Annotated in this window: 19 protein-coding genes and 2 pseudogenes; 18 read left to right on the top strand and 3 right to left on the bottom strand. The window is 34.4% G+C overall.

Annotated features, from left to right (window positions below):
- Positions 1 to 121: 121 nt before the first annotated feature.
- Positions 122 to 373: pseudogene (locus tag ORL93_RS24025) on the bottom strand (Rpn family recombination-promoting nuclease/putative transposase); the annotation flags it as partial.
- Positions 374 to 582: 209 nt separating this feature from the next.
- On the opposite strand from ORL93_RS24025, the pseudogene ORL93_RS24030 reads away from it, so the two are divergent.
- The 8 genes and pseudogenes from ORL93_RS24030 to ORL93_RS24065 all read left to right on the top strand — a co-directional run.
- A pseudogene (locus tag ORL93_RS24030) lies at positions 583 to 741 on the top strand (sporulation protein YhbH); the annotation flags it as partial.
- Between the two features lie 386 nt (positions 742 to 1,127).
- Positions 1,128 to 1,676 (top strand): NfeD family protein, encoded by a 549-nt coding sequence (locus tag ORL93_RS24035; RefSeq protein ID WP_097794587.1) that lies wholly within the window; start codon positions 1,128 to 1,130, stop codon positions 1,674 to 1,676.
- A 12-nt stretch (positions 1,677 to 1,688) separates the two neighbouring features.
- Positions 1,689 to 3,248: a flotillin lipid rafts scaffold protein FloT gene (locus ORL93_RS24040; protein ID WP_006093447.1), complete on the top strand. Its 1,560-nt coding sequence runs from the start codon at positions 1,689 to 1,691 to the stop codon at positions 3,246 to 3,248.
- A gap of 1,396 nt (positions 3,249 to 4,644) precedes the next feature.
- Positions 4,645 to 5,358 carry a response regulator transcription factor gene (locus ORL93_RS24045; protein WP_006093449.1) on the top strand — a complete coding sequence of 238 codons (714 nt, stop codon included), beginning with the start codon at positions 4,645 to 4,647 and terminating at the stop codon, positions 5,356 to 5,358.
- Positions 5,355 to 6,413: a sensor histidine kinase gene (locus tag ORL93_RS24050; protein WP_018765619.1), complete on the top strand. Its 1,059-nt coding sequence runs from the start codon at positions 5,355 to 5,357 to the stop codon at positions 6,411 to 6,413. The genes ORL93_RS24045 and ORL93_RS24050 overlap by 4 nt, the downstream gene beginning before the upstream one ends.
- Positions 6,414 to 6,533: 120 nt before the next feature.
- Positions 6,534 to 8,837 carry a binary toxin-like calcium binding domain-containing protein gene (locus ORL93_RS24055; RefSeq protein ID WP_018781887.1) on the top strand — a complete coding sequence of 768 codons (2,304 nt, stop codon included), beginning with the start codon at positions 6,534 to 6,536 and terminating at the stop codon, positions 8,835 to 8,837.
- Between the two features lie 361 nt (positions 8,838 to 9,198).
- A complete protein-coding gene (locus tag ORL93_RS24060; protein ID WP_000587631.1) occupies positions 9,199 to 9,510 on the top strand; it encodes a heavy metal-binding domain-containing protein in 312 nt (103 codons plus the stop codon).
- Positions 9,511 to 9,732: 222 nt separating this feature from the next.
- Positions 9,733 to 10,002 (top strand): hypothetical protein, encoded by a 270-nt coding sequence (locus ORL93_RS24065; protein ID WP_033795860.1) that lies wholly within the window; start codon positions 9,733 to 9,735, stop codon positions 10,000 to 10,002.
- 153 nt (positions 10,003 to 10,155) lie between these two features.
- On the opposite strand, the gene ORL93_RS24070 is transcribed toward ORL93_RS24065, so the two are convergent.
- Positions 10,156 to 10,950 (bottom strand): EcsC family protein, encoded by a 795-nt coding sequence (locus ORL93_RS24070; RefSeq protein ID WP_098018065.1) that lies wholly within the window; start codon positions 10,948 to 10,950, stop codon positions 10,156 to 10,158.
- A gap of 466 nt (positions 10,951 to 11,416) precedes the next feature.
- On the opposite strand from ORL93_RS24070, the gene ORL93_RS24075 reads away from it, so the two are divergent.
- The 3 genes from ORL93_RS24075 (at position 11,417) to ORL93_RS24085 (ending at position 14,371) form a co-directional block, all read left to right on the top strand.
- Positions 11,417 to 12,001 carry a DUF4274 domain-containing protein gene (locus ORL93_RS24075; RefSeq protein WP_257130430.1) on the top strand — a complete coding sequence of 195 codons (585 nt, stop codon included), beginning with the start codon at positions 11,417 to 11,419 and terminating at the stop codon, positions 11,999 to 12,001.
- A gap of 67 nt (positions 12,002 to 12,068) precedes the next feature.
- Positions 12,069 to 13,679, top strand: coding sequence for an ATP-binding protein (locus ORL93_RS24080; protein ID WP_179864006.1), 1,611 nt, complete (start codon positions 12,069 to 12,071; stop codon positions 13,677 to 13,679).
- On the top strand, positions 13,679 to 14,371 hold the full coding sequence (locus ORL93_RS24085) for a response regulator (RefSeq protein ID WP_098018068.1): 693 nt from the start codon (positions 13,679 to 13,681) through the stop codon (positions 14,369 to 14,371). The genes ORL93_RS24080 and ORL93_RS24085 overlap by 1 nt, the downstream gene beginning before the upstream one ends.
- Positions 14,372 to 14,497: 126 nt before the next feature.
- On the opposite strand, the gene ORL93_RS24090 is transcribed toward ORL93_RS24085, so the two are convergent.
- Positions 14,498 to 15,805: a CitMHS family transporter gene (locus ORL93_RS24090; protein WP_098018069.1), complete on the bottom strand. Its 1,308-nt coding sequence runs from the start codon at positions 15,803 to 15,805 to the stop codon at positions 14,498 to 14,500.
- A 254-nt stretch (positions 15,806 to 16,059) separates the two neighbouring features.
- Here ORL93_RS24090 and ORL93_RS24095 point away from each other — a divergent pair, with 254 nt between their 5' ends.
- The 7 genes from ORL93_RS24095 (at position 16,060) to ORL93_RS24125 (ending at position 21,789) form a co-directional block, all read left to right on the top strand.
- On the top strand, positions 16,060 to 16,314 hold the full coding sequence (locus ORL93_RS24095; protein WP_016113028.1) for a hypothetical protein: 255 nt from the start codon (positions 16,060 to 16,062) through the stop codon (positions 16,312 to 16,314).
- A 167-nt stretch (positions 16,315 to 16,481) separates the two neighbouring features.
- The gene (locus ORL93_RS24100) at positions 16,482 to 17,756 is read left to right on the top strand and encodes a right-handed parallel beta-helix repeat-containing protein (protein WP_098018071.1); all 1,275 of its coding nucleotides are present in this window, start codon (positions 16,482 to 16,484) and stop codon (positions 17,754 to 17,756) included.
- Positions 17,756 to 18,274, top strand: a complete 519-nt coding sequence (locus tag ORL93_RS24105; RefSeq protein ID WP_006093458.1) for a nitrous oxide reductase accessory protein NosL — start codon at positions 17,756 to 17,758, stop codon at positions 18,272 to 18,274. Before ORL93_RS24100 ends, ORL93_RS24105 begins: the two co-directional genes overlap by 1 nt.
- 95 nt (positions 18,275 to 18,369) lie before the next feature.
- Positions 18,370 to 19,182, top strand: coding sequence for an ABC transporter permease (locus tag ORL93_RS24110; RefSeq protein WP_098018072.1), 813 nt, complete (start codon positions 18,370 to 18,372; stop codon positions 19,180 to 19,182).
- Positions 19,179 to 19,874, top strand: a complete 696-nt coding sequence (locus tag ORL93_RS24115; protein ID WP_098018074.1) for an ABC transporter ATP-binding protein — start codon at positions 19,179 to 19,181, stop codon at positions 19,872 to 19,874. Before ORL93_RS24110 ends, ORL93_RS24115 begins: the two co-directional genes overlap by 4 nt.
- A 167-nt stretch (positions 19,875 to 20,041) precedes the next feature.
- Complete coding sequence (locus ORL93_RS24120) at positions 20,042 to 20,986, top strand: alpha/beta hydrolase family protein (RefSeq protein WP_098018075.1); 945 nt, start codon at positions 20,042 to 20,044, stop codon at positions 20,984 to 20,986.
- Positions 20,959 to 21,789 (top strand): ankyrin repeat domain-containing protein, encoded by an 831-nt coding sequence (locus ORL93_RS24125; RefSeq protein ID WP_018781893.1) that lies wholly within the window; start codon positions 20,959 to 20,961, stop codon positions 21,787 to 21,789. The genes ORL93_RS24120 and ORL93_RS24125 overlap by 28 nt, the downstream gene beginning before the upstream one ends.
- The last annotated feature ends 36 nt before the right edge of the window (positions 21,790 to 21,825 follow it).

A 21,825-nucleotide genomic window follows, 5' to 3' on the forward strand; every position in this document is an offset into this window, starting at 1 on the left:
TATGCGTTCCTTCATGCAACCAACCCTGCCATTACTAGCAACGCTGTTTCGGGTGGAAATATTCTTGACAACTAGAATAGCGTATCCTTATGGATGCGCACTATTATGAAGCGACTTCTTGTCGCGCCTGGATCTCAATATTCACTTGAGTTCCATTATCGAGTGTTGCTAGTAAATCTAAAATGGATAACTTATCATCTTCGTATGACTTATGAAGATGCGGGTCTTCCAATTGTAGAGATGTAATCGGTGCATCCAAAGATTCCTCTAAAATGGCATTTAAGAACCCTGTTAAAATCTCTTCATTTCCTTTGGTTCCAAATAACTGTTTAAAAGCAAAATCGATTCGTAAATTTACTAATTGGTTGGACATGGGTTTTCTCTCCCTGACGATCATTTCTTTTTATTTTATAAGATAATTCCTTACATATGCAAATACTACTATTGTGAGTCTACCTTATATTCATGGCTAAGAAGTATTGTTTCAGAAATTACGAGCAAAGGTACTTCTTCGCTAATTATTTTATCAACAATGAATATAGCTGCTATGTTCAACCAGTAATAACATTAAGGGTATATGATGGAGGGCTCAACCAGTACAATCGTCACAGTACGCTTATGTCAGCCTATAAAAATATTAAAGATGAGAATTTCAGATACTATATTTTAAAGCAGAAAGCTGATGTGTTTCATGCAATGAAGAGCTTTTTTAGAGAAGAATCAGGTGAGAAAATGGCGTAACCCCTTTTTTAAGGGGTTTTTTATCATTTTAACCGAGAAGACTCCCTCCTCAAGCTCGTGTAGAGGTAGGTGGGGGGAGTTCAATAAGATTGAGTTTAAATAATAGAATATTCATTCATGTGTAATAAAAGGGAAAAAATCGAAGTAGAAATATTTATATAACTTTACTTTTTATGTAAAATAGTATATTATATAAATATATAATATAACGGTTATTTTCTAGGAGGAGCCTGTCACCATAGGCTCCTCCTGTTCTTTTTTAAGCAGCCTGTCGTACAGGTTTTTTTTAAAAGATTAAATAACTGAAAATTAGGAAAAATAATTTTTGAAAGAGGTGAGGCATACATATAACAAAGAGAGAGGTAATGATGAAAGGGGGATAAGGCATGACATTGTTGGGTTATCCGCTTGAGACAATTTATTTATATGGATTTATTATTGCTACCGTACTTACTGTTATTTATATCTTTTTTGGAGATATATTTGAATCCATATTTAGCTTCGGAGGTGGATCTACATCTATTGTAACGTTGCTGCTCAGTTTCTTTGCCATGCTTTGTGGTTTTAGTTATATAGGAGAGTATTTATTTACTTGGAATAGTATTGTTATTTTTAGTCTTTCTTTCGGCATATCTTTTATTGGAGTTTTTCTAATGAAAATATTGATTTTAAAACCAATTGCAGAAGCTGAACAAAATACAGTGCAACGTATGGCTGAATTTGTTGGATGCAAAGGAGAAGTGATTATTACCATCCCGAAAGAAGGATTTGGAGAAGTATTAGTTTCTTCGCAATTTGGAAGTAATGCGATACCGGCTAAGACAATTGGAAAGAAAGATATTTTACAAGGAACCGAGGTCATTATTGAGGAAGTTCAAGATGGTGTTTTGCTTGTACAGAACATCGCTTATTCTTTAAAAAAACCAAAGTTATAAGGGGGAATTTGAATGATTCCATTAATTATCGGTGGTATATTACTCGCAATCTTACTTTTACTTATTTTGGTGTTTATCACAAAATACCGTACAGTTGGTCCTGATGAGGCGCTGATTGTAACAGGAAACTGGCTTGGTGGCGGGAAAAACGTTGTCACAACAGATGATGGTAAAAAAATTAAAATTATTCGTGGTGGTGGTACATTTGTTGTACCAATTATGCAACGAGCGGAACTTCTTAGTTTATTAAACTATAAATTAGAAGTTGGAACACGTGATACGTATACAAAGCAAGGGGTGCCAGTTACGGTAAATGGTGTTTCTATTATTAAAGTAGGTTCAACAATTGAAGAAGTATCTACAGCAGCTGAACAATATTTAGGGAAAGAAACGGAAGAGTTAAAAGTTGAAGCGAAAGAAGTATTAGAAGGCCATTTACGTGCTATCTTATCTTCAATGACAGTGGAGGATGCTTATAGTAATAGAGAGCAATTTGCACAAAAAGTACATGAAGTTGCTTCGACAGATTTGAAGAAGATGGGGCTTCGGATTGTCTCCTTTACGATTAAAGAAATCATGGATAAAAATGGTTATTTAGATGCTTTAGGTCAACCGCAAATCGCAACAGTGAAACGTGATGCAACAATTGCGAATGCAGAGCGTGAAAAAGAAGCACGTATTGAAAAAGCTCGTGCGGAGAAAGAAGCAAAAGAAGCTGAATATCAACGCGATGCACAAATTGCAGAGGCTGAAAAGCATAAAGAATTAAAAGTACAATCATATAAGAGAGAGCAAGAGCAAGCACGTGCCGATGCGGACCTTTCTTATGAATTACAACAAGCAAAAGCACAACAAGGTGTTACAGAAGAGCAAATGCGCGTTAAAATCATTGAGCGTGAAAAGCAAATTGAATTAGAAGAAAAAGAAATTGCACGTCGTGAAAAACAATACGACGCGGAAGTAAAGAAGAAAGCAGATGCAGATCGTTATGCAGTGGAACAATCAGCGGAAGCGGAAAAAGTAAAACAAATGAAAAAAGCAGATGCAGATCAATATAAGATTGAAGCAGAAGCAAGAGCACGTGCGGAAGAGGTGCGTGTAGAAGGTTTAGCAAAAGCCGAAATTGAAAAGGCACAAGGGCAGGCAAAAGCAGAAGTTCAAAAAGCGCAAGGTACAGCGGAAGCGGATGTTATCCGATTAAAAGGTTTAGCAGAAGCGGAAGCGAAGCAAAAAATTGCGGAAGCGTTCGAATTATATGGGCAAGCGGCAATTATGGATATGGTTCTTAAAATGCTTCCAAGCTACGCAAAAGAAATTGCAAGCCCACTTAGTAACATTGATAAGATTACTGTTGTGGATACAGGCGGCGGTGGAAAAAACAGCGGAGCTGGAAAAGTGGCAGGATATGCGACTGATCTAATGGCAACGATGCAAGAAACATTAAAAGCTTCTTCTGGTATTGATTTAAAAGAACTATTAGAAAGTTTTGCTGGAAAAGGTGCTGTGCAGCAGGTGGTGAGTGAGAAGCCTGTTGTGCAAGTAGTGGAAGAAAACGAGAAAAGTGAAAAATAACGAAGAAGGCCTCTAGCATTAGGGGCCTTTTTAGGCTCTAATGCAAAGCGAAAATGAAAGAGAATATAGCGCATATATTTCTAGCGGAATTATATTTGATGATATAAGTGCAAACAATTGATGGATGAATTCTTTCTAGTTTGGACAGGTTGATTCTGTAAATCTATTTTTCTTTTTCATACTGATCATGTCCTTTTTTAGATTGATAGTATCAGTATGTCAAGGTTTTATAAATTTCTCGCACCAGAATCTCGCTAGCATCATACATGCCGCACTCATGCTTTGGAAAGAAATAATCCCCATATATGATTGGTAAATTCAAATAAAGCTTCAGATGAAGAACAAAGAAGTAACCCCAGTATAATCAATTTTTGATTGAATCTATCTATATTCCGGTGATAGGAGGTGTTAGTAATTGAGTAAATGTAAATGTAGCAATATTTCATTATATCAGTAACTAATTGTAACGTATTCATATAAAAAGACATTATAGGAACAACAAGATCGATTCCTAAAAATAAAGAAATTGAATAATATCAAGGCTAAAGATATCTTTTCTGCTGCATACAATTATGTTATTTCTTTCAATGTGTTAAATTTAATTGAAATAAAGTAAATTTAGATTAATGGAGAAATGATTGTGTGTTAAACTACATTAAAATATGTTTAATTATAATTCGTTACACAACTTGCTACAAGAACATTAGGAGGATTAGAAAGATGAGGAAATTGAAAGCAAATATATACAAGTATGGAAGGGCTAATATCCTTTACTAAACAAGCTCATTTCAATGGAGGAAGTATTTGGAATCAATCCTGATATCGAAGAATTTCAAAAAGGATTGAAAATAGCGTTAGAGAAACAGAATTAATTTAATATGGGGAATTTGAACTTCATATAGCGTTTGAAAAAGCTACTTTTATTCAAGGGAGATTACAAATAGGATGGACTGTTGTGTATAGCGTAACTCAAATGTTTTTATAGTTATATAAACAGAATTGTTAATGTGACATAAAAATTATTGTGTAACTCCATTTTTATCCCGCATTAACGGACAGTAACACTCCCACCTCAAAATTTAGCGAAAGCAAAGAAGTTAGGTGGGAGATGAACTGTCCGTAAAAGCCCGATTCGTTCAACTAATAATCAGTGGGGGATGAAGAAAACCCCCACTGATTAAAGTTTCACTTTATTTTTAACATTCTTTAAAGATGGTAAGAAGCGAGAAATATCTTAGGAAGGCTATTTATATCAGCATTATTTCGTAAAAGCATAATAAAAATCATGTATTTTTATCCCGCATTAACGGGCAGTAAGACCCCCACTGATTAAAATTTCACTTTATTTAGTGTGCTGTTATCGCAGTTTTTATAAGGAACAGAGGAGACTTAATGTATGAAAAAAAGAATTGTAATCATAGAAGATGAAGATAATATCCGAGAAATATGTAAACGGTACTTGGAAAGAGAAGGATATGAAGTATACACCGCTGTAAACGGAACAGAAGGTTGGAATGTATTTCAGCAATATCAACCAGATTTAATTATTCTAGACTTGATGATGCCGAAAAAAGATGGCTGGGAATTATGTGAGGAAATTCGCCAATACTCTAATGTCCCTATTATTATGTTAACCGCTAGAGGAGAAGAAAGAGATCGAATTTTAGGATTAACAATGGGCGCGGATGATTATGTGACAAAGCCGTTTTCACCTCGTGAATTAGTATTAAGGGTGCAAATTATATTAAGAAGAGGAAATCAAGCAACGATACAAGAGAAAGAACCTGTATCAGAAATGATAGAGTTCCTAGATTTGAAGATTGATCCAACGAAAAGACGTGTATTTGTTTGTGGACATGAAATTGAGTTAACAGTGAAAGAATTTGAGGTACTTTATATAATGGCAAAACATCCAAAACAAGTATTCTCACGATCTCAACTTCTTGAACAGATATGGAATTTTGAGTATGAAGGGTGCACAAATGCAGTAACTGTGTTAATGAGTCGTCTACGTGAAAAATTGGAGAAGCATACAACAAAGAATCGTTGGATTCATACAGTTTGGGGCATAGGATATCGCTTTGAGCCAGATGGAGGAAATGAAACATGAAGTTACGGAATCAATTGTTATTGATGAATTTATTAAGCACGGGAATCATAGTAATTTCGATCTGGTATAGTGACAGAAGAATGTTACTTAGACCGGAACAAACACGGCTATTAATAGGAATTGTGATGGTAGCGATGATTCTTTCAACGATTATTTACTGGTTAATGACACGTCCTATTATGAGATCTATTCAAAATTTAATTGCATTAACGAAACAATTTAGTGATAGACACTTTGAAACGATGTATATAATCGGGAAAGAACCAGAAGAGTTTAAAGAATTAGCGACAGCTTTTCAACAAATGGCTAAAAAATTAGAAGAAAGCTTTACTAAGTTAGAACAAGGAGAAAAAGCACGTACAGAACTAATTGCGAATATTTCCCATGACTTACGAACCCCTATGGCTAGCATACAATTGATGATAGAAGCGTTACAAGATGGTTTAATTGAAGATCCTAATATGAAAATGCAGTATCTAACAACAATCCTAAACGAAATTCAAAGATTAAGTGGATTAATTAATAATTTGTTTGAGCTTTCTAAGCTAGAACTTGGACAAGGAGCCTTTCATCCCAGTTTAACACATGTGGACAGCATTCTATTAGAAGTACTAGATTCCCATGCGATCTTATTGAAGGACAAAAATATCCATTTGCAATTGCACGTTTCGGATACATTGCCACGACTTTGGATTATGCCATGTAAAATAGTGCGGGTTATCAGTAATTTGTTACATAATGCGATTCGGCATTCCCCCACATTTGGAACAATCGAGTTAATTGTGGAGGAAAATAAACAAAAACAGCAAGTTACATTCATTTTGCGTGATGAAGGGGAAGGGATTTCTTACGATGATCAATTACGTATATTTGAACGTTTTTTCAGAACAGATCCATCAAGAAGTTCACAATCTGGAGGGTCTGGACTTGGACTCGCCATTGCAAAATCACTAGTTGAAATACACAAAGGAGAAATTGGTGTTCAAGATCGTTCGGATGGGAAACAGGGATGTGAATTTTGGTTTACTCTTCCCATTGCATCAGAAAAGAAATAATACGGTTGAAAGACTTTTGTAACATTTATGAGAGAGAAATGAAAGATTTGTTAGCTATGATGAAGTTAATCTTACTAGTAGATGTTCTAACTCATCTAGAAAACAAGGAGAAAAATGACGATGAAGAAATTAAAACCAACACTTAGTGTATTAGGTAGTGTAACAATGGCACTGACTTTGGCATCCCCTGCGTTAGCTGAAACAACACCTGAACAAGACGGAAAAGTGGAAACTTTTAAAGAAAATAAAAATATGAAGGAAGGGCAAAATATTATCTATGATGGTTCTGAAAAAAAGGGAATCATAATTATGGAAGAGCCTCAGGAAAATAATGACTGGGATAATGATGGCATTCCTAATGATGTAGAAGAAAAAGGGTTTAAAATTGTATTTAATAAAAAGACAGGGAAAAATGAAGCCCAACCATGGGATCAACAGCAAGACTTTGGTGAAAAGAGATTTATAACAAATCCTAGGAGTGCAAACTCAGATGGAGATCCTTTTACAGATAGCTATGAAGTGGAGCATTATGGCAGTGATTCTGATGTAGATTTCAATCCCATGATTGCGAATGTGCCAAATCTACAAATTGCTGTAAAACGCATCGATATTACTCCAGTTGCTAGTATTACAGATTCAAATGGTGAATCACGTACTAAGAGTTGGGAAAAAAGTTTATCGGTACAACATTCTTTTAATGTAGGTTTAGCTGGTGAAGCCGGTGCTGAGGGATCAGCAGCGGGTCCTGTACCTTCAGGAAAAGGATCGTTAAATGTGGGGTATGGTTATTCTAATACAAAAACAGAAACAGAAAGTATTTCTAATAGTTTTGATTGGTCAACAGCAACAACTGTTGATTCAGCTAAAGCAGCAAATGTGCGTTTCCATCTAGAATATAAAAATACGGGTACAGCATCTGCTGGGGATGTTTCACCTCACTTTAACATTCGATTAGGAAATAAAATTATCAATACTGTAAAGGCAACACAAGACCGTTATAAAGCAAACTTGTTAACTACAGAAAAAGGTGGAAACAATAAAACTGAAATTCTAATGGACAGTGTAGAAGGTCAAGCGGATGTGAAAATTTCCCTAACACTGGATGAATTAAAAGCAGTAGAACAAGGGGCACCTCTTTCTATTGAAGTATTGCCTACTAGTACGATGAATGTGTATACAATGAAAGATGGGAAATTTGAAAATTTAGGAGATTGGGCGCATTTTGCGTCTAATGTAAATGCTTCTACTACATTAGTAGAAACAAATTTGGGTTCTATACCAAAATTTAGAGTGTATACACCAAAAAAGGATAAAACAAAACCTGCTAGCGTTGATCATAATCTTTCATTGGACGAATTTTTTAAAAATAGCGGGATAGATAGTTATGCTTGGACAGCAAACGCTGTAGTAAATGGTCAGCTAAACAAAAATCTAGTTCGTTATGGTCCAAATCGTTCTCTTTTAGAACGAGGTGTGAACCTTGGTTTCTTTGATAACCGCGCACTACGACCAACTCTATCATATAGCAGTTATGATTATAGCAAGAAAAAGATTTACGCATCGGTTATACCAGGTTTATTTAATATAAGTGAAGAAATCTTTGTTACGGTTAATAATAAAGAAGGTAAGCAACAAAAGGTAAAATTAGTTCGAAATAAGAATTCAAATGTGTATGAATCTAAAGAGAATGAACCTGTAGACTTAGCAGTAAACAAAAGAGCTCTTGGAGAAACCCCAGTTAAGTTTGAACTCAATGATGTCCAAAATAATAAAACTGAAGTTTCTGTGCCTCTTGTTTCAAATAAAAGCTATCTAGAGGCTATCGATAAATTAGTAGTAGATAATTCCGGAGAACCTATTCTAGAAGGAAAACAGTACTATTTGAAGACGAATGTTAACATACGTGAAGGTGTACAGGAGGATTGGCACATTGGTTTAAGCCAAACAATTAATGGGCGATATGTACACTTTTCACCTCAGTCCAATTGGGATAGATTGAGACTCGGTCCTATACAAAAGGCAATACATGGAGCAGACATTCAAGCAACACCAGTAATGATAGAAAGAAAAGGACAGCCTAAACCAGGACAACCATTCAAAAAAGATGAAGAAGTGTTCCTTAAGTTTACTAACAGTAGTTATAGTGGTTACCAGTATTTAAATATTGGAAATGGTTATGATTATAACTGGTTAGATACTGAAAACAATAGATCTTCTATTAAATTAGACAAGCTTCCTAATGAGAAGAGTTTCTATCTAAAATCTGATTCTACTTATATCACATTTAGACAAAATAATTGGACTGCTAGTGTCGCAGATAATGGTAGCGCCCCAGTTGTAGCTTCTAGTGAGTTTATTTTAAAACCTGAGCATACAAATTCACCAGGTAATAACCATAAATGGGAATTAGAAAGCATTAAGTAAAGTAAGAGATTATAAGGCCGCAAGTATGGTTTTAGAAAACTTAGCGACCTATGCATATTTGAAAGCTACGTGCGGTAACAATTAAAAAAGTTAAGTTTATCTCGTTAGTTGAGCGGACAGTAATACTCCTGCCTAAAAACAAAGAGTAGAAGTATTACTGCCCGTAAAATGCTAGTTGGTGAGGACTGATAATCAGTGGGGATGAAGAGTTTGCCACTGATTATCAGTCCTCACCCATGAAATCTTACAAAACTGTCATCTTTATGTAAGGTTATTAGATAGTCTATTTATTATTTCAATGTGATAATAAAGGTATAAGAAATACCAGTAAATTTTTAGATATTATAGGAGAGTGTCAGTAATGATTATAACAACAACTTCAACGATTCAAGGAAAAGAAATTATTGAGTATATCGATATTGTAAACGGTGAAGCGATTATGGGTGCAAATATTGTACGTGATCTATTTGCTTCTGTTCGTGACGTTGTCGGTGGCCGTTCTGGTGCATATGAAAGTAAATTAAAAGAAGCACGTGATATTGCAATGGAAGAGATGAAAACTCTTGCGAAGCAAAAAGGTGCAAATGCAATTGTTGGTATTGATGTAGACTACGAAGTCGTTCGTGATGGAATGTTAATGGTTGCTGTTAGTGGTACAGCTGTACGTGTATAAAATAAAAAGTATAATTGCTAAAGCACCTTGTTAAGAGTGAGGTGCTTTTTCTTTTTTGGAAAATTAGAAAGGTGAAACACCTAAAAGGAAATAATATCTTATTTTCTTTAAGTTACTTTAGTGTTTTTTTGCACCATTAATATTTCTAATTATGGTATATTTTTTAGCGGAAGAAGATGTTCAATTCATAATAAATATATTTTTAATAAAAAGGAGAATATTTTGTTAAAAAAAAGTAGGGTAACTACAAGTATATCGATTTTAATACCAGTTTTATTGATCTTACTCATAGTTAACTTTATAAATGAAATTATTTTAACTGTATTTCAGGGGATTTCTCTTGTTTTACCTTTATTTCTTTGTCCTATTGGATTTATTTTAGCTATTTTTTCTTATAAAGTAGATAAAAATAATGGAGCAAAGATTGGGATCGTATTAAATGTGTTAGTATTCTTAATTCCTTTTATTTTGCTGATACGGGGAACGATGTGATTTCTATTTTGGTTATATTTAAATAGAGTTACCTTCTCTAAAGGGGAAAAACGTAGAAAGATCTTTGATAATTTTTGAGGGATTCTGGTGCAAGAAATATATGTGGTATATTCTCTTTTATTATATCTTTGCACCAGCCCGCCTTTTTAGACACTATTTAGAAGTGTATTTCATTCCTTCTAGTCTATCTAGTACCCTTCTTTTCTTATAAAGCATCTTACCTACTTCAGCAATTTCTTCAATCGTTTTTCGATTTAAATAAGCACCAAAAACCATACCAGCAATGGGAATCATCTGAAATAGTTTCTTCCAACCGTAATTGTCACGATATACAGTAAACACTTCGCGCCATGATTTAATTTGGGACATACTGTCGTCGTGATTGACACGAGCATCAAAATGTTTTAATTCATGAAGAATGGTTTGTTTTCCTACAATATCAGACGAGGAAAATTGTAAGCATTTTACGATAAATAATCTCTCTTGAATATCTTCAGGATTATAACCGTAGCAAATTGCAATTTCTTGCAGAATGTTTAGTGACATGCTTAAAACAGCTGGAATATCAATTGCTAGGGTGAAAATGCCACCAAAACCAGTTGTGGCCCCTTGTGCAGTTGCGACAGATTTTCTATTTTCGATAATTTTATCAACGATTGTATCCATCTCACTTAAAAGGGATTTTTGAACATCTGTTAAAGAAGCTGCGTTTTCAAATTTCTTTATTGTTGTTTGTGGATGAATTAAATATTTACTTCCAGAATTGAGATATTGAATGAGCTCATCTAGTAAAATATTAATTTTCTTATGGATAAACCTTGGAGTTAACTTATCAAGAATAGTAAATGGAATTTTCCCCCACTTTTCAAAGAACCAAAGATCTTCCTGTTCTTTCTCCCATTTTTCAATGATTGCGATTTCCTGTAATAAAAGTTCTTTTGACTCCATTTTTCGCCCTACTTTCTTATAACCGTGTCTTTCTATTTTACTGGGTATTTTTTGAATAATAAATAAAATTTAGCGTTTGTATTTATATTGGATGCTGTAAATAAGAAAAAGAGATAAGAGAACCGGCTTGAAGGAAGTATAGAATTAGATAACGTAATACAGCATTTCAGTTGGGATTTCTTGTGTAGGAAGTAGATATACGAGTACAATAAATATGTTAGTTTTACTTAACTTTTAACATTTGAATAAGCTTAATTGATTTTTGTGAGGTATCCTTTTTTACTGATAAAGGGCTTAATCCATTTTTAGATATCAGTATTTTCTGTAAAAAAGAGACTTTAGTTCGAAAGTGGTGGATGAAATGAATATACTGTTTGAAGCAATTAAGAGTAAAAATCTTGAAAAAGTGATAGGGGCTATGCCAAAGGTGGATATAAATGAACAAGATCAGTTTTGAAGAACTTCTTTGCATTACGTAATTGTAAAAAAGGCTCCTATTGAAATATTCAAAGAATTACTAGCCTTCGGGGCGAAAACAGGCATAACAGATCGTTTACATGAGTCAGTACTTACTAAAGCAATTAAGTTTAATAATAAACAAGCTGTGAAGTGTTTAATCGAAAATGGAGTGGAACTGAATCATTCAGCCGGGATAAAGAAAACTCCTTGGTTTTTAGCAAGACATAATCCTGAAATAGCAGATTTATTATTGGAAACAAAAGGAGCTATTCGACTGAAATTAACAGAAAGCGAACAAGCAATCATCGATGGTTGTTTGTATGGAGAACCTGCTGAAGTAAATGTTTATTTGACTCAATTAAATACTCCGGAATTGTTACATGCTTTTGTATTACATTTTAATTGGGATGATGATTTACAGCTGATGAAAATGGTATTGCAACATGCTAATTGTCAGGAAATAACTGCTATTGAAATGTTTGATTTAGTAGATGGGGATTATTGGCTGAATCAGGGAGATAGTAGTGATGAAGAAAGGGAGTATGTAGATTTTGTACAACATCTTTTAAGGAGGTTTCCTAATATATTATAAGCTATTTTTTCATATTGTTTTGTATTAAGGAGATTATACAGAGTAATGGGCAATGAAAGTTAGGGGAATGATTTTGAAGGTTAAAAAATTAAAATTACAGCCAAGAATTACATTGACGATTGGTACACTCATTTTCTTTGTTATTGTTTTAACGAGCTTTCTTTTTTACTATATTGTATCTGAAACGGTGGAAGAGCAAATTGGTAAAAGGGCATTACACGTCGCAAAAACAGTTGCTGCCATACCTGAAATTCAAGAAGCATTTCAGAAAGAAAACCCATCTGCTATTATTCAACCGATTGTTGAGAAAATAAGAGTAGAAACAGATGCCGATTTTATCGTGGTAGGAAATAAAGATGGGATTCGTTATGCGCATCCTTTGCGAGAGAGAATCGGAAAAGAGATGGTTGGTGGGGATAACGAGGGGGTTTTAACGGATGGGAAATCATATATTTCAAAAGCGACTGGGACGTTAGGTCCTTCTTTACGTGGGAAAGTACCAATTCGTGATCAGACTAATCATATTATCGGTGTTGTATCTGTTGGTTTTTCTATGGAGGATATTCATGAAGTGGCAGAAGCATACGGTAAGAGAGTATTTTGGATTGCTATTGCTGGGTTAGTAATTGGAATATTTGGTTCTATATATTTAGCACGTAGTATAAAAAAATTAATGTTTGGTTTTGAACCAGAAGAAATTTTCTCTCTATATGAGGAACATAGTGCTATCATTCAATCTGTACGAGAAGGAATTATGGTAATAGACAAAGAAGGTTGCATTCGTTTAGTCAATCAGGCGGCGTATGAAATTCTTTCTCTTGAAAAACATCAGACTATCATCGGGGATTCTATTTTGAAAATTATTCCGAACTCCTCAATATTAGAAGTGCTCCGAACTGGAGAAGAGCAATTTGATCGATATTTAGATATAAGGGGACAAGCTGTTATTGTAAATCGATTACCTATTAAAGTAAACAATGTGGTAATGGGAGTCGTTTCTAGTTTTCGCTTGAAGTCAGAAATGGATCAGTTAACTGAAGAACTATCTCAAGCGAGGCGTTATACAGAAGCACTTCGAGCGCAGACACATGAGTATAACAATCTTTTGTATACGCTTTCGGGTCTTATCCAATTAGAGTCATATGATGAAGCATTGGAGCTTATTCATAAAGAGACTGCTGTATACCAAGACTTTGTTCAGTTTATTATGGAACGTATACAAAATCCGTGGCTAGGTGGAATTTTAATAGGATTTTATAATCGAGCTAGAGAATTGAAAATTGATTTTATTTTAGATCGCGAGAGTAGTTTGCAAAAGTTAGGTTTGCATATTGATAGTAATCATGTTGTTTCTATTGTAGGTAATTTAATTACAAATGCATTTGAAGCAGTTGAATATAATCAGGGATATGAAAAGCAAGTTAGAATGTTTGTGACAGATATTGGAGAAGAGATTGTCATTGAAGTTGAAGACTCAGGTCTTGGGATTGATGATGAGGTAATTACATGTATATTTGATAAAGGCTTTTCGACAAAAGAAGGAGAAAAACGAGGTTATGGGTTAGCAAAGGTAAAAGAGTTAGTTGAAGATTTAAATGGGAGTATGGCGCTAGAAAAAGGGGAGCTAGGTGGTGCACTGTTTATAGTTGCATTGCCAAAGGAAAGAGGCGAATTGTAATGAACGAGGGGATTGAAGTACTGATTGTAGAAGATGATATTCGCATCGCAGAGATTCATCGTCGGTTTACTGAAAAAGTAGGGGGATTCAAGGTAATTGGGACTGCAACAACAGGAGAACAAGCGAAAGAGTGGTTAGATCTTGTCTCGCCGCAACTTGTTTTATTGGATGTCTATTTACCTGATATGCAAGGGACGGAACTTGTTACATATATCCGGCGTAACCTAAATGATACGGATATAATTATGATTACAGCGGCATCAGAAGTCGAAATTGTCCGTCATGCATTGCGAGGTGGGGTGTCGGATTATATTGTAAAGCCACTTATGTTTGATCGTTTCAAAAAAAGTTTAGAAAACTATCAAAAAAAAATACAACAATTAAAACAAACTGAGCAACTATCTGCAGAACAAATTGAGCATTTGTGGTTTAAAGGACAGGTGGAATATAATCAAATTGTTTATGCCCCAAAAGGAATTGATCCTTTAACACTAATAAAAATTAGAAAATATGTATCTAACGTTGGACAAGAAGGAATTACGGCGGAAATGTTGAGTGTAGAAGTAGGCGTAAGCCGATCGACAGCAAGACGCTATTTAGAGTATTTAATTTCTGAAAAGACGGTTTATGCAGAACTTATATATGGAAATGTTGGAAGACCAGAAAGAAGATATTTTCAGGTCTCTTCATAAAATGAAATGTTAACCAGTGGAAGTATTACTATCTACGAATAGCGGAGAAAAACATAGAATAGAAAAAGTAGAGACTTCTATGGTCTCTACTTTTCGAATAGGAAGGATGAGGATATTTATTTCATTTTATATTGGAATGATGCCAGTAATAATACCGACTATTAACATGACCATTGTTGTTCCAACTGCCCAAAGTAAAGTGAAGCGTTGATGTTCACCAAAATCAACCTTTGCCATTCCAACTAATAAATAAGTGGATGGAACGAGTGGACTTAATAAGTGAACTGGTTGTCCAAGGAGAGAGGCACGCCCCATTTCAGCGGCACTAATTCCATAAGCTGCAGCGGCTTTTGTGAGAATTGGCAATACACCAAAATAAAAAGCATCATTGGACATAAAGAATGTGAAAGGCATACTTATAATAGCTGTAATAATAGGAAGCTGTGGTCCGAGCGCATCAGGAATAAGGGCAACTAGGCTTTGTGCCATCGCATCTACCATTTTTGTCCCCGATAAAATTCCAGTGAAAATTCCAGCGGCAAATACTAAAGAAACAACCGCTAATACATTTCCTGCATGAGAAGCGATACGTTCTTTTTGTTCTTCCAGACTTGGATAATTAATCATAACTGCAATAGCAAAAGCAACTGTAAATAATACAGGAAGTGGCATAACCTCTATGATAAGGCAGACGAGAAGAGCGATTGTTAATAAAAAGTTAATCCATAATAATTTGGGACGCTTATAGCTAGTAGCTTCTGTAGTTGCTGCTTGTTCATCCATCAGTGCCTTTTCTTTTTGTGTATATTGTATATCGACAATTCCTAAGCGCTTTCTCTCTTTTTTTCCAAGGAAGCAAGCAACAAAAACAACCCATATTGCTCCACCAATCATTGCTGGAATAAGTGGTGTAAATAACTGTGAAGCATCGAGAGTAAGTGCACTCATAACCCTAGCTGTTGGACCACCCCAAGGTGTAAGATTTGTAACCCCAGCTCCTAGCATAACAACTCCAGCTAATATAAGCGGATTCATTCCAAGGCGTTTATATAGTGGATACATTGCAGAAACTGTAATCATATATGTTGTTGTGCCATCACCATCCAATGAAACAATAATAGTAAGAATTGCTGTACCAACAACAATTTTTAATGGATCACCGTTTACAATCTTCAAGATTTTACTAATGATTGGATCAAATAATCCACTATCAATCATAATTCCGAAATATAAAATGGCAAACATAAGCATAATACCAGTCGGTGCTAATTTCTTAATCCCGTCTAGCATCATTGGTCCTACATTTGCATAAAATCCCCCAATTAATGCAAATATAATAGGAATTAATATTAATGCAACTAATGCTGACATACGTTTGGTCATAATTAAAAACATAAAGACAAAGACCATCGCAAACCCGAGTACCGCTAACATGTAATCTCCCCCTCTGAAAATGATTGCGCTTTCAATGAATGCTGAAAATTCAGAAAAACCTTTCTATTTATCATAAAGGATGGAATATGTATGGTAAATAATTAGAAAAATAACGTTATTAAACGCATAATCGTTATTTTGTTCATTTTGTTCATGAATTTTATTTTGAATTTTTAAAAATATAATGTGTTTATTGTAGGAGTGATAGAATAGATGAGAAAATAGAGAAGCGTGAAGTAGGGAGTAGATTTTGAATGAAAGCAATGATTGAAGAGATTTATAGTTCATATAAAGGAAGAGTAGAAGAGATTTTCGTTGATGAATCATCTTACGTATATGAATGGGAAAAATTAATGACGATTCGAAAAAATGACGGAACACTGGAGAAAGTAGCAGTGGGAATTAGTGGTCATATACGATCTGTAAATATAGAGGTTGGTCAGGAAATTGATATGGATACACTGTTACTTAAGTTAGAAGATGATTTATTGATTACGGGCTGCGAATGATAGAAGATGTGTAGAAATTGCTACACATCTTTTTTTTATTAGCAAAAATTCCATTTATTACAAAAAGTGCATTGTTTTTTCACAAATCTCACACAAATCTCACACAACTCTTTGGTATTCTCCTAAATGAGTAAGTAAATAGAATTTGATAGAGAAGGGAATTACATATGAAAATGATTCGATTTTCTTTTCTCTTATTTTTTGTATTACTTTGTATCCCATTTCGTATTCATGCTGAAACAACAATTCAATCACAAATTGATGATACTCCTGCGTACGGAACTGTAAAGCTAAAAAATGGTATGTATAATGAAACGATTGAAATATCAAAACCTATTACGTTGGAAGGAGAGAAAAATACGAAGATTCGTTTTTGTGGTAATAAACCTGTTATTAAGGTGAATGGGGAAAATGTTACTGTTAAACGACTAAAAATAGAGCAGTGTAAGAAAAGAGAGGGAACAGCCGCTGTATATGTTGCAGGAGCCGGGCATAATTTCACTGATTTAGAAATTCGTACACAGCAAATTGGGATGAAGTTGGAAGGTACTCAAAATACGAAAATCCAGAATAGCAGTATTCTAGGAGAAGCTAACGGTAATGGAATTGATTTATGGAAGTCCCATTGGAATCAAATTGAAAATGTTCGAATGAAAAATGTAAGGGATGGGATTTATTTAGAGCAAAGTGATAATAATCAAATATTAAGAAATTCCATTAGGCAATCTCGTTATGGTATTCACCTTATGTATTCTGATGGTACGAATGTGAGCAATAATATATCACAATATAATATAACTGGTGCGATGATTATGGGTACGAAAAGAACGACTGTAAAGGGAAATCAATTTATCAATAATAGAAGAAATGTTCATGCGCAAGGATTACTTTTGTACGATGCGATAGAAACAGAAGTTATGCAGAATCAAGTTACTAACAATAGAGTGGGAATGTATGTTGAAAAGGCGAAAGATAATCGGATTATAAAAAACATCGTTACAAATAACTTTATTGGAGTGCAATTAAAAAATGCAAATGAAAATGAAATAGCTGAGAATACCTTTTTAAGTAATATCAATGGCTCACAAGCTACGAAAAGCACGAATAATGTAATTCATCGTAATTATTGGGATGGTGCTTTAAAAGTAGATTTAAATCATACAGGTATTAGTGCATTACCTTATAAGGCTGATTCTTTTTTTTTAGTTTTAACGCAGGATATTCCTGAATACCAGTTGTTTTTTCATTCGCCTGGGATGCTTGTTTTACAAAATTTAATCAAAATTCCAGATGAATCGATGTTAATTGATTATAAACCAAGTATGAGTATGCAGTTTTCGAAGATAGAAAGAGGTACAGAAAGTCAATTTGAAGCTTGGATTATTAGTGTAAGTATGTTGCTTATGGGAAGTATATTGTTCTTTTTAGGGAGGAAATATTGATGAAAATAAAACATGTTGTATTTGTTATGTGTATGTGCCTAGTATTTGCAGTGGTAGGGTGTGGAAAGAAGGGCGCAGAGCCAGTCGCGGTCGATGAAAAAAATGATAAGTGTGATGTTTGTAATATGGCAGTAATGGATAATCAATTCGCAACGGAAGTTATTTTAGAAAATGGTAAAGCGCTAAAATTTGATGACATTGGTTGTATGTATAAATGGATGGACGAACATAAAAATGAAAAAACACAAGAAAAATTTGTTCGAGATTATCATACAAAGGATTGGATTTCATTAGATAAAGCTACTTATGTGTATGATAAAACAATTAAAACGCCAATGGCATACAATGTAATTTCTTTTAAAGAGAAAAAAGATGCTGAAAACTTTGTATCTAAACATGCTGGAAAAGTCCTTTCATATAAAGAGTTAACGGATCATAAATGGGAAATGAATAAAGAAATGATGGGGAAAATGAAGAAGGAACATGGGAAAGAGAATAACTCAGGGCACTCCCATTAATATAAAATAAAATGGAAAGAGGCTTTATAGCCTACAAATAGCTGGATAAAAGACAACCTTAGGCGGTTGTCTTTTTCTATAAAAAGGGTGATGATATGTGGAATATATGCTATTCAGAGTGGCGTAGAACAGTAAGAGAAAAGTCCTCGTATACATTTTTATTACTTTGGATTGTAATACTTTCTTTATTATTTTTGATGGAACGGAATGTACCATCCTTAGCAGGATATACGAACACAATGGGAACGATTTTAAACTTAATTTTATACATTATCCCTTTATTTATGTTAATCGCAGGATCATTTTCAATTGCAAATGAGATGGAAAATGGACAATGGCGGCTTCTGTGTACATATCCTTTAACTACATCCTCATATATAATAGGAAAGATTGCTGGTCAATTTATAGCGCAAATTATTCTTTTTACACTTAGCTTTGGAAGTAGTGTAATGATTGGATTATTAAGTGGAAGTATGTTTAAAAGTAGCTGGATACTAGCAATTTACTTATTTTCTATTATTCTTATATTCTTTTTTATAGTTTTAGGCATAACAATTGGTGCATTTTCTTTGACAAGGTGGCAAGCGTTAGCAATTTCAATTGCAGTTTGGTTTTTACTCATTATGATGTGGCCTACGGCAGTAATTAGTATTCTTAATCTTGTTCCATATACGATGATAGCGTCGCTTATAAAAGTTTTTGTGTTTTGTAATCCGGCTGAACTGCTAAGAATCATATTTGTTATTCAATTAGGGGGAGGGGCAGTATTTGGACAATCCTATGATCAGCTTGTGATGTTTTTTCAGAGTGGGGCAGTAGTTATAGTTCTTTTTATGTATAGTGCGATCTATACAGTAATCTTCTTATTATTAGCTGCTTGGCGACTAGAAAGGAGAAGAAACCAATGACGGTATTGCAAATTGATGGAATTTGTAAGCAGTATAAAAAGAAAACGGCATTATTTCCTACTTCGCTACACGGTAGAGATGGGGAATGTATTGTACTATGCGGTGGAAACGGAGCGGGGAAAAGTACGATCCTTAATATATTAGCAGGAATCTCTTCACCTACATCTGGAACAGTAAGGTTACAGGACATAGAATTGCGTGAAAATAGAAGGCGATATGTAGCTGAAATTGGTTATATGCCAGATGATTTTCATGCGCAACAATCTATGACTGTACAAGAGTTTCTATCATTCTATGCAGCTTTTCGGAAGGTAGGAAAAGAGAGAGTTCAGGAAGTAATTGCATTACTTGGATTAGAAGAGAAGCAAAGCGAGTGTTTACACAGACTATCAAAAGGAATGAGACAAAGGCTTTTATTTGGACAAGCGTGGCTCGCCAAGCCTAAATTACTACTATTAGATGAACCAACAAATGGTTTAGATCCATATTGGGTAAATGAATTTGTTACATTATTAAAAGATATAAAGAGAAGTGGTACAATCATTGTTTTTTCTACACATATGATGGATGTAGCAGCAGATATTGGAGATGTGATTCTCTTTATGGAAGATGGAAAGATTACACAAGAAATAAGAGATGATGGAAATACGGAAAACTTGATATTACAATTATTGCAGCTTCATCGTAAGTAACAGAATAGATTTTTTCATATAATCCAAACAGCTGTTGAATCATTTTCAACAGCTGTTTGGATTATATACCTGTTCTTACTTTTGATAATATAGGCATAGAATATAGTAGGAAAGAAGAGCGATTGCAACGATTATCATTCCTGAAAAAGAATGAGAGGCGAATAGAAATGGGGAAAGAACTGTCTGTGACAATTGAAAGTACTTTTACACTTCAAGGAACATTAACAATTCCTACATATTATTCAGAAACATATCCAGTTATTATGTTGATTGGTGGTACTGGGAAGGGAAATCGTGATGGAAATACAAGTCGTTTACAGTTAAACTTATATAAAGAATTAGCTGATTATTTTACCTCTTTAGGATTTGCAGTGCTTCGTTATGATAAACGTGGTACTCATAAAAGTAAGGGAAATTACTATAAAGCAGGGATAACAGATTTTATTGATGATGCTGCTTTATGGATTAGATTTTTAAAGGATCATCCGCAAATAGATCCGAAACGTGTTATTATTGCGGGGCATAGTGAGGGAGCTTTGCTTGCACCAGCTGTCTACGTCAGAGAATCGGTTGCGGGATTAATATTACTTGCTGGTGCAGCAGAACCATCTAAATTGTTGCTCGAGAGACAAGTAGATAAAGTTGCTAACGAGTTAGAAATAACGTCAGGATTCAGAGGATGTTTATCTAAAATGTTGAAAATTCCGCAGCATATAAGAAAGCAAAATGAAGTACTGATGAAAAAGGTGCAACATTCAACAAAAGCTGTTATATGGATCAAAGGTACAAAAGTGAATGCAAAATGGCTAAGAGAACAGTTACAATATAATGTAGTTACATATTTAGAGCAAGTATCATGTCCTGTTTTAGCAATTACGGGAGACAGTGATATACAAGTGCCACCTGAGCATGCTAAACTGATTGCTTCATATGTTAATGGTGAAGCAGAGTGGCATATCATTCCGAACATGAACCATATTTTAAGAAATTATGAACATAAGCATACAATGATTCGATTAATGAAGGAATATGAGGGGCTTATGGATAAATCTATTGAAGAAGAGTTGTTACATGTGATGAAGGGATGGTTAAAAAAACATTATCTTTCATAGGAGCTGTAGTTGTGAGGAAACAAAATTTTTTATTATTTATGTTGTTAGGGCTTTTCATTATGATAGTAGCTTGTGAGAAGCAAGAAGAGGTTGAATCTAAACCGGTTCAAGTGAAAAATGAAAAAAAACAAGAGAAGACGCATAAAGAGGAAGAAGAGAACAAAGAGAAAAAGAATATGAATTTAATGGATAAGCAATTATTACTTTCTGCAACATTAGGCGATACAGAAACAGTTATGAAATTAATAAAAGATGGAGCTAACATAAATGTATCAGGGGATAAAGGAGAAACACCTGTAATGGCAGCGACGTATCATAATCATGTTGAGACAGTGAAAGCATTGATCGATGCAGGTGCAGACATTGAATTGCCAGATGAAAATAAAGAAAATCCATTCCTTTATGCGAGCAAAGAGGGCTATGTTAATATTGTGAAACTAACAATTGATGCAGGAACAAATATTAGAGAAACAAATCGTCATGGTGGAACAGCACTCATTCCAGCGGCTGAAAGAGGACATGTGGAAGTTGTAAAAGAGCTAGTAGGTCGCACAGATATCGATGTGAATTATAGAAATGACCGTGGTTGGACGGCATTACTAGAAGCAATTGTTCTTGGAAATGGCAGTGAAAATCATAAACAAATTGTTCAGTTACTCATTGATCATGGGGCAGATGTAAATATGGCAGATCGAGACGGCGTTACTCCACTAGAGCATGCGGAAAATCGAGGTTTTAAAGAAATCGCAAATATGCTAAGAGTAGCAGGAGCAAATGAAATTATCAAACAATCTACAGAATAATGTAGGGTATAGAAAAAGAGATAAGAGGGAATCTTA

Source organism: Bacillus sp. DHT2 (assembly GCF_026241455.1).
Taxonomy (GTDB): Bacteria; Bacillota; Bacilli; order Bacillales; family Bacillaceae_G; genus Bacillus_A; species Bacillus_A pseudomycoides.